At 42.9% G+C, this 11,751-nt stretch carries 12 protein-coding genes and 1 tRNA gene; 8 read left to right on the top strand and 5 right to left on the bottom strand.

Going from position 1 to position 11,751, the window contains the following annotated elements; genetic code table 11:
- Window positions 1–47: 47 nt before the first annotated feature.
- The 7 genes from PLH26_RS15540 to yidD all read left to right on the top strand — a co-directional run bounded on the left by PLH26_RS15540 (window position 48) and on the right by yidD (window position 6,424).
- Window positions 48–2,786, top strand: coding sequence for a BamA/OMP85 family outer membrane protein (locus tag PLH26_RS15540; RefSeq protein ID WP_324586945.1), 2,739 nt, complete (start codon window positions 48–50; stop codon window positions 2,784–2,786).
- Window positions 2,787–3,204: 418 nt separating this feature from the next.
- Window positions 3,205–3,720 (top strand): OmpH/Skp family outer membrane protein, encoded by a 516-nt coding sequence (locus PLH26_RS15535; RefSeq protein WP_324586944.1) that lies wholly within the window; start codon window positions 3,205–3,207, stop codon window positions 3,718–3,720.
- Between the two features lie 79 nt (window positions 3,721–3,799).
- Window positions 3,800–4,330, top strand: a complete 531-nt coding sequence (locus tag PLH26_RS15530; RefSeq protein WP_324586943.1) for an OmpH/Skp family outer membrane protein — start codon at window positions 3,800–3,802, stop codon at window positions 4,328–4,330.
- Between the two features lie 82 nt (window positions 4,331–4,412).
- Entirely contained in the window at window positions 4,413–5,237 is an 825-nt protein-coding gene (gene murI / locus PLH26_RS15525) for a glutamate racemase (RefSeq protein ID WP_324586942.1), read from the top strand.
- Window positions 5,238–5,468: 231 nt separating this feature from the next.
- Entirely contained in the window at window positions 5,469–5,711 is a 243-nt protein-coding gene (rpmH, locus tag PLH26_RS21815; RefSeq protein ID WP_502876398.1) for a 50S ribosomal protein L34, read from the top strand.
- 91 nt (window positions 5,712–5,802) lie between these two features.
- Complete coding sequence (locus tag PLH26_RS15515) at window positions 5,803–6,219, top strand: ribonuclease P protein component (protein WP_324586941.1); 417 nt, start codon at window positions 5,803–5,805, stop codon at window positions 6,217–6,219.
- Window positions 6,194–6,424, top strand: a complete 231-nt coding sequence (gene yidD / locus PLH26_RS15510; protein WP_324586940.1) for a membrane protein insertion efficiency factor YidD — start codon at window positions 6,194–6,196, stop codon at window positions 6,422–6,424. The genes PLH26_RS15515 and yidD overlap by 26 nt, the downstream gene beginning before the upstream one ends.
- Window positions 6,425–6,528: 104 nt before the next feature.
- Here yidD and PLH26_RS15505 read toward each other — a convergent pair whose 3' ends face one another.
- Window positions 6,529–7,131 carry a superoxide dismutase gene (locus PLH26_RS15505; protein ID WP_324586939.1) on the bottom strand — a complete coding sequence of 201 codons (603 nt, stop codon included), beginning with the start codon at window positions 7,129–7,131 and terminating at the stop codon, window positions 6,529–6,531.
- A 332-nt stretch (window positions 7,132–7,463) separates the two neighbouring features.
- Here PLH26_RS15505 and PLH26_RS15500 point away from each other — a divergent pair.
- Window positions 7,464–7,537, top strand: a tRNA-Asn gene (locus PLH26_RS15500).
- Between the two features lie 360 nt (window positions 7,538–7,897).
- On the opposite strand, the gene PLH26_RS15495 is transcribed toward PLH26_RS15500, so the two are convergent.
- Genes PLH26_RS15495 through PLH26_RS15480 form a run of 4 tightly spaced genes read right to left on the bottom strand, consistent with a single transcriptional unit; the run spans window position 7,898 to window position 11,580 of the window.
- Window positions 7,898–8,533: a DUF2911 domain-containing protein gene (locus tag PLH26_RS15495; RefSeq protein WP_324586938.1), complete on the bottom strand. Its 636-nt coding sequence runs from the start codon at window positions 8,531–8,533 to the stop codon at window positions 7,898–7,900.
- 23 nt (window positions 8,534–8,556) lie between these two features.
- On the bottom strand, window positions 8,557–8,709 hold the full coding sequence (locus tag PLH26_RS15490; RefSeq protein WP_324586937.1) for a hypothetical protein: 153 nt from the start codon (window positions 8,707–8,709) through the stop codon (window positions 8,557–8,559).
- Window positions 8,696–10,654 (bottom strand): TonB-dependent receptor plug domain-containing protein, encoded by a 1,959-nt coding sequence (locus PLH26_RS15485; RefSeq protein ID WP_324586936.1) that lies wholly within the window; start codon window positions 10,652–10,654, stop codon window positions 8,696–8,698. Before PLH26_RS15485 ends, PLH26_RS15490 begins: the two co-directional genes overlap by 14 nt.
- 5 nt (window positions 10,655–10,659) lie before the next feature.
- The gene (locus PLH26_RS15480; protein WP_324586935.1) at window positions 10,660–11,580 is read right to left on the bottom strand and encodes a hypothetical protein; all 921 of its coding nucleotides are present in this window, start codon (window positions 11,578–11,580) and stop codon (window positions 10,660–10,662) included.
- Window positions 11,581–11,751 lie beyond the last annotated feature (171 nt).

Here is an 11,751-nt window from a genome sequence, read left to right as displayed (position 1 = left end):
CATTTCAATTAATCCCGTTAATTTGCCGGGCGAAACTTATAAAACGGATGCAAAGGATCTGCACGATTTTTACAATTTTACTTGGATTAAGTTTTATTTCAGCCAAAACCAACGCACAGGTAAGCGACACACTGCCAACTACTTCTGCCGACCCCGCTTTATTAGGATTGTTCAACCAAACCATTCCCAAAAGATATTCCATTGCTGAAATTAAAGTAACCGGAACCCAGTATTTCGATCCCAACCTGGTGACCTCCATCTCCGGATTGAATGTGGGAGATGAAGTGCGGATCCCGGGCGGCGATAATTTTGCCAAAGCGATAGAAAAATTATGGGGACAAAACCTGTTTGCCGATATTGAAATTTACATAACCAAGGTTGAAGGCGATAAAATATGGGTAGAGATCGCAGCAGTGGAAAGGCCCCGGTTATCCAAGCTCATCTTCAGGGGCATAAAAAAATCGGAAGCAACAGAATTGAAAGAGAAAGTAGGTATTTCGGCCAGCCAGGTGGTAACGGAAGCCCGGAAACAAAATGCCATTGAAGCCATTCAGAAATTCTATACCGAAAAAGGATTCCAGGGCGCCAAAATAACAGTGCAGGAACGCCCCGACACCGCCTATACCAATGGTGAAGACCTGATTTTTATTGTTGAAAAAGGAGGCAAAGTTAGGGTTAACGATGTAATGATCTTTGGAAATGAAAAGATCAATGAACTGAAGCTCAAAAAGCAACTAAAAGGTACAAAGGAAAAAAGCAGGTTTACCTTATTTGCCGATAAAAATACCAGCCCTTACGGTGAGAAAGAAACCATTTCATTTAAAGAATATGTAAAGCATCTCGGGTTTCTCTCCCCAACCAAAACACTGGATTATTTGGATCCTTATTTTCGTTTCAAAATATTCAGCTCCGCCAAGTTCAACGAAAAGAAATACGAAGAAGATAAAAGAAGCATCATTGCCTATTATAACTCCCAGGGCTATCGCGATGCGGTTATTGAAAAAGATACCATATACTACAATGCCAAAGGGAACCTCAATATTGCCATTAAGGTAGATGAAGGACACAAATATTATTTTGGAGATATTACCTGGAGGGGAAATACAAAATATTCCGACTCGGTACTGAATGTAATACTGGGCATAAAAAAAGGCGATGTATATAACCTGGAAACGCTCAATAAAAGAGTTGGCAAGGAACTCACGCAGGAAGGCGGCGATATAAGCGCTTTGTATGCAGATAACGGCTACCTGTTCTTCCGCGTTGATCCTGTTGAAACTTCGGTATACAACGATACCATTGATCACGAGATCAGGATCACCGAAGGTCCGCAGGCTACCATAAAAAGGGTTACCATTGCGGGCAACGATAAAACCAAGGAGCATGTAATACGCAGGGAACTGAGAACACTGCCGGGCGAAAAATTCAGCCGCCAGGAACTCATCCGCTCGCAGCGTGAAATAGCCAACCTGGGATATTTTAACCAGGAAAAGATCGGTATCAACCCTGTTCCCAATCCCGACGACGGAACAGTGGATATCAATTATACCGTTGAAGAAAAATCGTCCGACCAGTTGGAACTGAGCGCCGGCTGGGGCGGAGGCATCGGGTTAACCGGAACAGTGGGCGTTGTGTTCAATAATTTTTCGCTGCGCAATATATTTAAAAGATCAGCCTGGAGCCCGCTTCCTTCGGGCGACGGTCAAAAGCTCAGCCTTCGGTTCCAGAGCAATGGCCGTTATTTCCGCTCTACAAACTTTTCATTTACCGAACCCTGGCTGGGAGGCAAAAAACGCAATTCATTTACGGTAAGTCTGTACAGTTCCAAATATGCTAATGCTTACGATCCTTATACCGGCAGGTATACCAATGCGAGGGCAGATTCATCGTACCTGAGAGCTATGGGGGCAACGATATCCTTGGGCAAGCAGCTTAAATGGCCGGATGATTATTTTACCCTTATATATGCTTTGAACTTTACCCAGTATAAATTGAAGAACTATCCCGGGTTCTTCCAGGGATTATCAGACGCCACTTCCAATATCCTTAACCTGAAGCTCACCCTGGCAAGGTCATCGGTTAACCAGCCTATTTTTCCAACCGGCGGTTCAAGCTTTATGATCAGTGGTGCATTTACACCTCCGTATTCGGCCTTTAAAAGTACCGGTTCCATTAAATCGGAAGACAAATACAAATTGGTGGAATATCACAAATGGCGTGTAAATGGCGAATGGTACGTTCCCCTGGGTAAACCTGCAGGTGAAGAAAAGAACCGCCAGTTTGTATTAAAAGTGGCGGCCAAATACGGTTTTATCGGAAGGTATAATAAAGACCTTGAAATTTCCCCGTTTGAGCGTTTCCAGGTAGGCGATGCGGGGCTGACCAATAATTTTGGTATCCTCGGCTACGATATCATTGCGCACAGGGGCTACCCGGTATACGACAATTCTGATCCCACCATTAATCCGGATCAGCAGTCTACTACCAAATTCTTTACTATTTTTAATAAATATACGATGGAGTTGCGCTATCCGTTTTCAACCAACCCCAGCAGTACCATTTACGGCCTGGCATTTTTTGAAGCAGCCAACGGATGGTATGATTTCAAAAAATGGAATCCATTTCAGCTTCGCCGTTCGGTTGGACTGGGTGCAAGGTTCTTTTTGCCGATGTTCGGCTTGCTTGGTTTTGATTACGGGTTAGGCTTAGACAGGTTATCAACACCGGGCGCCACATTTAAAGACGCAACGCGGTTTACCTTTATGCTTGGATTTGAACCGGAATAATGTGGGTGGGGGTGATAAGCGGTAAGTGGTAGTAAGTGAGACACGTGAATTGCCCGACATTAGTATACTTTAGCTGATCGCTGACCGCTGAAAGCTCAAAGCTGGCAGCCGCAAGCGGTGAGATGTGAAAGGTGAGAAGTGAGAGAGGGGTGAAAATAAAAGCGGTCGGCACGCGACGAAGGAGCGTCAGATCGCGGGTGAAAGAGCGGAAAGTGAGAGAGGGGTGAATTTGCTCTTTATTGGTATACGCCTTATCTGACTGCTCAAAGCTGATTGACGGTATATCCTGCCTACTTTGAAAAGCTTATGTAACTTTAAACAAAAAGCTATGAAACGAAGCATGATATTTATTTTCTGAGAATAAAATAATGTATAGGCGGAGTTCCATCAGTCCATTAAAAAAATAAAAATATACCTGATGAAAAAAATATTATTTATTGCCGGCTTTATATGCCTGGCTGCTTTTAGCGCAAACGCACAGCGATATGCTGTACTGGACAGTAAATTCATATTGGACAGGCTGCCGGAATATAAGGAAGCTCAAAAGCAACTGGACCAGTTAAGCGAAGCCTGGCAAAAGGAGCTTGACAATTTGCAAACCACACTGGATAAGATGTACCGCGATTTTGAGGCAGAACAGGTTATGCTGAGCGATGAACTGAAAAAGAAGAGGGAAGATGAGCTGTTCAATAAAGAAAAAGAGCTGAGAGACCTGCAGCGCCAGCGCTTTGGTTATGAAGGAGATCTGTTTAAAAAAAGACAGGAGTTGATTAAACCCGTGCAGGATAAGGTGTACAATGCCGTTGAAAAATTAGCCGTTGAAAAAGGCTATGACTTTATTTTAGATAAAAGTGAGGGAATTACCGTTATCTTTGCCGACCCCAAATTAGACCGGAGCGAGGATATCCTGAAGATGCTGGGGGTAAATAAATAATTGTTAAAGCCTGCGGGCAATCAAACTAACATAGCTTTATTTTCATCTTTTAACTCATAAAACAGAAACATTGACTTATATGAAAAAGTTTTTTTCTTTTGTAGCAGTAGCATTAACACTTTTAATATTGAGCAATACTGCCAGTGCCCAGCAGAAATTTGGTCATGTAAACATTGAACACATAGTATCTATTTTTCCAGATATCAATAAGGCTGATTCCATTTTGCAGAAATTCAAAAAAGATTCTCTCGATAATGCTCTTCCTTTTTATATAAATGAATATAAGAGGAAAGATTCTATAGCCAAACTACCCAGTACTCCGCAGGCAATCAAACAAACGGCACAACAGGAAGCTGCCACGTATCTTCAATATATCCAAAACTGGGATCCATTCGTACAGTCTGAAATGCAACGTAAACAGGCTGAAGTGCTGAACCCTTATTTTACAAAAGCGTTTGAACTCATTAGTACTGTTGCCAAAGAAAATGGCTATACCTGGGTATTTAAGCAGGATGCCTTGCTGGTAGCTCCGCCAGGTGATGACCTGTTACCACTGGTAGCTAAAAAATTAGGGGTTAAACTGGATGCTCAGACAGGTGCTAAAAACTAATACTTAAATAAATTCTTATATAATGGACGTTCCCTAAAAGAGCGTCTTTTTTATTTAATCCCGAAACACGTTCCTTTGTTATATGAATCAGCATCCTGTTGGTATATTCGACTCAGGCTATGGCGGACTAACGGTATTAAAAGAGATCATTAAAAAACTGCCGCAGTACGATTATTCATATCTTGGCGATAATGCCCGTGCACCATATGGTACACGTTCATTTGAAAGCGTTTATCACTACACGTTAGAATGTGTGAAATGGCTTTTTGCAAAAGGATGCCCCCTGGTTATCTTAGCCTGTAACACCGCTTCAGCAAAGGCGTTGCGCACCATTCAGCAAAATGATCTGCCTGTAATTGCTCCTGATAACCGCGTTTTGGGTGTTATCCGCCCTACAACAGAAAAGATCGGCGACTATACAAAAACGAACGAGGTAGGTTTGCTTGCAACAGCGGGTACCGTTCTATCCGGATCATACATCATTGAAACTCAAAAATTTTACCCGCAGGTAAAAGTATTTCAGCAGGCTTGCCCTATGTGGGTTCCCCTGGTGGAGAATAATGAACACAATGGTATTGGTGCAGACTATTTTATTGAAAAGGATGTGAAGAAACTGCTGGATCAGTCTCATAATATTGATACGGTGTTACTTGCCTGCACACATTATCCATTATTAAAAGATAAAATCAAAAAGCATTTACCCGGCGGGGTTCAGTTGCTTTCCCAGGGTGAGATCGTTGCCAACAGCCTGGCAGACTATTTTAAACGGCACCCCGAAATGGAAAGCCGTTGCAGTAAGCAGGGCAAACTAAGATTTTATACCACCGATTCAACAGATGATTTTGATGCCCACGCAGCTACCTTTTTTGGAAAAAGCATTCATGCTGAACATGTTAGCATTGAATAGGCATTAATGATAAGCTGCCCGGAAAAAGTCCGGCACTTCATTCTGAAGCTGCTATACGAAGTTTCTAACTTCGTATTCTTATGTTCTTTCGGGACTCTGTCCCGCATTAAAAACTCAATGTGCATTGAGGATAACGTACCTAAAAGAGGAAAACGCACCTAAAAAAAGCCCGGGATTTAATTATTAACCCTTACCTTTGCCGTCCTTTCATCCAGCCTCAACAGAAAGGGCGTGGTGGCCCGTCTGGAAAAGGTAAATACTTTGAAACCCGGTTCGTTCTCCCGGACCTTTATTTCAAAAAGTGAAAAAGAAAAAACAATGAAACGTACATTTCAGCCGCATAAACGTCGTCGCAAATCAGTTCACGGCTTTCGCAAGCGCATGCAAACAGCCAACGGCCGCAAGGTTTTAGCCAACCGTCGTAAAAAAGGACGTAGGAAACTGAGTGTATCTGACGAAAAAATAGCAAAATAATACAACCTGTGCCATGTGCGCGGATCCTTAAATAATCGTAGCCCCAAACGGGGCTATTTTTGTATTGTGTTGATGCGTAATTCAGCAGATTTTGAAAAAAACCTTCACTTTAAGCAAACAGGAGCGACTCAAAAGCCGTAAGCGCATTGAACAGTTGTTCAGGGAAGGAAAAAGCATTTCCGTTTTTCCTTACCGGGTACTGTACCTGCCTGTTGCCGGTGCCGGTGCCCCCTTATCCTATCCCCTGCAGGCAGGGATAACGGTGAGTAACAAAAATTTTAAAAAAGCGGTGCATCGCAACAAGATCAAAAGGCTTACCCGGGAAGCCTATCGTTTACAAAAGCCTGGTTTAGAGCAAAAACTAACGGAAACAGGCCGGCAGCTTATGCTTTTTTTGATCTATACCGGGAGAGAGATGCCCGATTTTTTGCTGGTAAAAGAAAAAGTACAGGTAATTTTGGAGAAACTTATACATCGCATTGATGAAAACCATCCGCCGCATACTTAGTCTTCCATTCATAGCCCTGATCAGGCTTTACCAGATCATTATATCACCCATCCTTGGGCCCAAATGCCGGTTTACGCCTACCTGTTCGCAGTATGCCCTGGAGGCGATCAAAAAATACGGCATATTCAAAGGCACATGGCTTGCAGCAAAGCGTATTGCCCGTTGTCATCCCTGGGGCGGGCATGGATATGACCCGGTACCGTAAACGTATCAAATCCGAAGAAGGGGAAATCTCGAAATCCGAATTTGAATAGCTACATAAAAAAGCCGCCCGGAAATCCGGACAGCCCTTATCTTTTTGTTGAAAGCTTATGCTTTTTCAAATTTTTCTTCTACCTTTTTCCAGTTGATCACGTTCCATATTGCTGACAGGTAGTCGGGACGTTTGTTCTGGTATTTCAGGTAATAGGCATGCTCCCATACGTCTACGCCCAATATCGGGGTGCCTTTTACTTCTGCAACATCCATCAGGGGATTATCCTGGTTAGGAGTGCTGGTAACTTCCAATTTGCCGTCTTTAACGATCAGCCAGGCCCACCCGCTTCCGAATCGGGTAGCACCTGCAGCATTGAATTTAGCTTTAAATTCATCAAAGCTGCCGAAAGCGGAATCAATAGCGTTGGCCAGTTTCCCGGAAGGCTTACCACCTGCGTTGGGTGCAAGAATTTCCCAGAAAAAGCTGTGGTTCCAGTGTCCTCCGCCGTTATTGCGTACTGCCGGGCTGATCGTGTCTGCAGCCTTAACCAGTTCTTCCAGAGATTTATTTTCGTTGGGGGTACCCGCTATTGCTTTGTTTAGGTTATCAACATAAGCCTGGTGATGTTTGCCATGATGTATTTGCATGGTTAAAGCATCAATATGAGGTTCCAACGCGTCATGCGCATACGGCAGTGCCGGTAATGTAAAAGCCATAATTCTATAGTTTAAATTTGAAAATTAATTTTTTACTTATGGTGTTTCATCAATAGCAGCTCTGTTACTGGCGAGCTCTCTCAATTTTAAGGAAGCAGCCGGTAAAGAACATATGTTTCCGGGACAGGGCAGGAGATTTTGAAAAGGGTTTTGTGGTAACCGGGTTACAAATTTACTGCTTATGTTGATACGGAATTTATTTAATAAATATGTTGACTGTTTATTAATAGCATATCGCCATCCTATTTGCCAGAGCTCCCGTTCCGGTACCAAAAACATTTACGAAATTGTTTGCCGGATCGCATCAAAAAACCTATTTTTGCCGCCCTTATTCCTCCTTAGCTCAGTTGGTTAGAGCATCTGACTGTTAATCAGAGGGTCTCAGGTTCAAGTCCTGAAGGGGGAGCTTAAAAATCAACAACTTACAAAGTCGCTATTGGCGACTTTTTCATTTTTGCCAGTAATTTGCCAGTAGCTAAGGCAACCTTGAAACAAAGAGCGATTTACTGTATAAAGTTACTGCAATTTGTGCTGACTGTATACTTGCTTAATTATTAAAATTCATAAGAAAATTCAATTGAATTAAAGAAGTTAAATGAACTTCAAGCAGTGATGAATCTGTCGGAAAAAATAGGAATCAGGACACTTGAATTATTTACAACCAGTAATAATTAATTTTTGAGCAATACGACAAAATATATTGCAAGCAAAAGAAGCCTAACTAAATACCATCAATATGCAAACTGATAATTGTTCTTTTTTCATTCTATAAATTTTTAAATGGAAGTATTATTTTCAAGCTGTCCCATAATAAACTAACAGCTCCGCTTTTTTCACCCGTTTTTTCTACTGTGTATGTAAGCCGCTCGGTAAACAGATGGTTTTCGGGAATTGCCTCTATGCGTATAATATCCTCCTTTGCGTCATACTCATCTGTAAGGTGCTGGTCAAAATTGGTATTAAGCACCCATGTCCATTTTTCTTTACCAGGTACAGCAAATACGGCATAGGTTCCGGCTTTTATTGTTTGCCCGCCGACAACAACGTCTTTATAAAAGCGGATGGAAGTTGCATTATGCGCTCCGGCTACCCACACTTTGTTCCATGCCACTAACCCGCCCCATATTATCCTGCCTTTAACACCCGGCGAATTATATTCAATATGCACATGCGTGCCGCCTATGGTATTCATGGCGGTGCGGCGAGGACTTCCTTTCAGCGTATCTTCTTTTATAAGTCCGGCATTTACACTATCTGCATAGCCGGCAGGCGGATTACTATGCATGGTATGTGCAGTATGTGTATTGCTGCTTTTTTCTTCCGGTTTATTTTCATTACCTGTGTTACAGGCTGCAAGCGCTACCAATGCAATAGCGCTCATTATGCTCATTAGTTTATTCATTCTTTTTTATTTTTTGTTTTACATTACTTCCCGACAAACCCACTGTCACTCAACGCTTTCATAAAGGCAATAAGATCTTCTTTTTCCTGTTCGGTTAACGGTATCCTGTTGCCGTTCTCCTTTAAAGCAGGATCAAGATTATCGGCATCCAAAACACCATTATCAAAATAATCCAAAACAGATATTCCCCCAGTCTGCATACGTGCTGTAGTATTCGTTCAGGAGGTTTTCTACGCCCGCCTGCAACACGGTTTTACAATTTTTGATGTTAAAGCTATAGTTCGCAGAGATGCTCCAGATCATATAAGCAGGCGTTTGATCTTCGCCATATTCCGGACTGTAATTTCTTTGGGTAAGATCTCCATTCACGGAGGTTTGAATACCGAACGTTTTATACATAAAATGTAGCGAGGTTTGATAGCTCAGCGGCCGAATGAAGGGCAGGTTTCCATCTTTGTCGTCTGTTGCCCGCGCATAAGTGAGCGTTCCCTTCCAGTGTAAATGCTGTAGAATATTATAGTTGGCATTCAACGCTACGTTGAAGATCCTGGCATGATTCAGTGAGGTATATCCCTTCACACCTACGGACTGGTAATTCATGGGGCTTCCCAGGCTCAGAATTCTTCCGATGATATAGTTTTGAATATAGAAATAATTTACTTTGGCCTCCAAACCCATCTTTTCATTTTTAAACCCGGCGCTCGCATTGGCTTCATAAGAAATTTCGTTTTTGAGATCAGGGTTGCCGATATAATCGTAACGGTCAAAACTATTGTAGATATAATAGCCGTAGCCTTCCGAAACAGAGGGTGCTCTGTGCCCGTAGCCGGTGCCTACTGAAAAATTAAATGGATTGAGCGTTAGTTCATAGCTGGCATGCAGTCCCGGCAATATCCTGCTTTTCTCCTGTGGCGTTCCGGGATGGAAGATCCAGTTGAACTCCACATACTTGGAACGGTTGTAATTATACCCCAGCGAGCCGCCGAAGTTCATCCGGCTGTTCTCTGAAATATCCCATGAATTACTCATGGCAAGGCTTGAAAACTTTGTTGTAACCCATGGCCAGCTATAGGCAAACATGGTACGCTTGCTTCGGTCCTGCGGGTACATGCGCATTTCCGCAATGGAGAGGTTGTTGTACGTGTTCAACTGGATTTCAGCGCTGTAATCACCGCGCTTCATATTAGCCCTGGAAACAAGTCCGTAAGTAGTGCTCCATCCTGGCATATCCATGTGCACCAGGTTCTCCGGGCGTTTGGTATCGTCCATATAATGTTCTACAGCATTATAATATATCTTGGTGTCCCAGGCTCTTATCAGTCCGTGCTGAAATAATTGCTTGTAGGAAGCCGATGTAATGAGCGCCCGGGAAAGCCACAGATCCATTGGAAGCGCGGGGAATCCTACGTTGCTCGCCTTATCAAAAATAGCATCCACTCTCACCGAGGAGAACGGGCTTGTCTTATATGCCAGTCCCAGGGAGGTATTGAATTTATTGTATTGAGAATGGCTTACTTCATTATTATTTCCATCATAATAATTACCTGCTTTACGAAAGGAAACGCTTCCGTCTGCCACAAACTTATCGCTTGCATAAGAAAGATTTCCCAGGTTAAAAAGCTGTTTATTATTGAACTCAAAACCTGTTTGGTAAGCGCCGCTATATTTCTTTCCGGGAGTAAATGGCGTGGTCTTTCTCTTCAGGTCAATGCTGCCTGCAACCGTTGCGCCGTGCAGGCTGCCTTCCTGGCCGGATTTAATGTCAACAGAAGAAAGATTGTTGCTTTCTATATACGATGTGATCGGATCCATCTTATCCGTGCATGCGCCAAAAACATGCATGCCGTCAATGGTGATGGTGGAGCGCTCGGTGCTCATATTGTTGAGCAGGGGCTCCCAGGCGTAAGCGCCCCGCTTTATAAAGCTTATATTGTCGGAAGATGCTAAAAATTCATCTACCGAAACCGCCATTTTCATTTCAGTCTGGATTTTCTTTTTTGCAAGGGCAATTATTTTTACCTCCTTCAGAACTTTTGCAGAGTCGCTTTGCGGCTGCGTTTCCTGTGCATTTATATTTATTCCACAAAAAAGAACCCCTAAAACAATACTTAGTTTCTTCATAAATCTTAGAATAAAATATCAATGTATAGTTCACTTTTCACGCCTTCCACTCCCGGTGTAAAATCGGTTGGCACTTCGGTTCCTTTCAGGATCTTCCCGTTCTGGTTCAGCATAATGAAATTCAGTGTCCAGTTTCCCGTCATGGTGTAATTAACCACTCCGTGATACAAACCATCGCTTTGCCGGGTCAGGTCTTTATTGTTGATCGAAGAATGATTGCCCATTGAAGGCTCGGGCATCCTCGGATCAAGCTGCAATGTATAACCGCTTACCTCTGTGTAGGAGAACTGTAAAGGATCCGGAAAGCTCCCCGATGGAGGGTTGGCAGGTTGGTTGAATTTGTATATCCCTGCAACCAGCTCGTTTTCGGCAACCTTCGGCTTTTGCGGAGCTACTAATGCGATAAAGTACTGTTCACCATCTTTACCGGTAAATGCAGTCATATTCAGGTTTTTGTTGGTTTGCTCCTGAACGGTAATGGTTTGCTTAACCGAATGGACTTGATTGTTAATGGTGAAGCTGATATAAAGTTCCCAGGTTTCATTTATACTACTTTCACTTGTAAATGCCGCGTATCCCGGAAAATATTTGTCATCGGCGTTATAAACCAGATCGTAGCGGTGAGGGCAGGAAACCCTGCTGCCGTCGGCACTCGTCATAACCGGCAAAAAAGTTACTGCAGATACATCTTCATTAGTATGATCGCCTGAGATCTTCAACCGGATCTCATTGTACCCTTTATAAAAAGTTCCGTTCAGCGCTTCAATGCTGATATGATAGCCATTGCTATTGATGGCAGCCGCTTCTTTAAACTCATAATGTTCCGTCACTACCGTATTTATCTCTGCTTCATAATCCGTTTTTTCTTTGGTGCACGACATCACCGATAAGCACAGGGTGGTGAAAAAAAATATTGTTTTTTTCATTATTGACGAAAGTCTGGTGAAAAATATCTGACAGGCAGCAGGTCGCTGTAAGCGCCGACGCTTCTTGGTCGTATCAAATTATACACAGGAAAACTGGTAAGCAGAAAGAAAACAGTGTCATCAGCATATATGAATATGTTGATCATGCATGCAAGGCAACCCTTACACACT

Origin of the sequence: Agriterribacter sp. (genome assembly GCF_035444585.1) — a bacterium.
In the GTDB taxonomy this organism is placed as follows: Bacteria; Bacteroidota; Bacteroidia; order Chitinophagales; family Chitinophagaceae; genus Agriterribacter.
Note: the sequence above shows the minus strand (reverse complement) of the source record. Positions and strands in the feature narration are given on the sequence as shown.

Coding starts and splice junctions, on each gene's coding strand:
- PLH26_RS15540 (WP_324586945.1), top strand. CDS start 48: ATGCAAAGGATCTGCACGATTTTTACAATTTTACTTGGATTAAGTTTT.
- PLH26_RS15535 (WP_324586944.1), top strand. CDS start 3,205: ATGAAAAAAATATTATTTATTGCCGGCTTTATATGCCTGGCTGCTTTT.
- PLH26_RS15530 (WP_324586943.1), top strand. CDS start 3,800: ATGAAAAAGTTTTTTTCTTTTGTAGCAGTAGCATTAACACTTTTAATA.
- murI (WP_324586942.1), top strand. CDS start 4,413: ATGAATCAGCATCCTGTTGGTATATTCGACTCAGGCTATGGCGGACTA.
- yidD (WP_324586940.1), top strand. CDS start 6,194: ATGAAAACCATCCGCCGCATACTTAGTCTTCCATTCATAGCCCTGATC.
- PLH26_RS15505 (WP_324586939.1), bottom strand. CDS start 7,131: ATGGCTTTTACATTACCGGCACTGCCGTATGCGCATGACGCGTTGGAA.
- PLH26_RS15495 (WP_324586938.1), bottom strand. CDS start 8,533: ATGAATAAACTAATGAGCATAATGAGCGCTATTGCATTGGTAGCGCTT.
- PLH26_RS15485 (WP_324586936.1), bottom strand. CDS start 10,654: ATGAAGAAACTAAGTATTGTTTTAGGGGTTCTTTTTTGTGGAATAAAT.
- PLH26_RS15480 (WP_324586935.1), bottom strand. CDS start 11,580: ATGAAAAAAACAATATTTTTTTTCACCACCCTGTGCTTATCGGTGATG.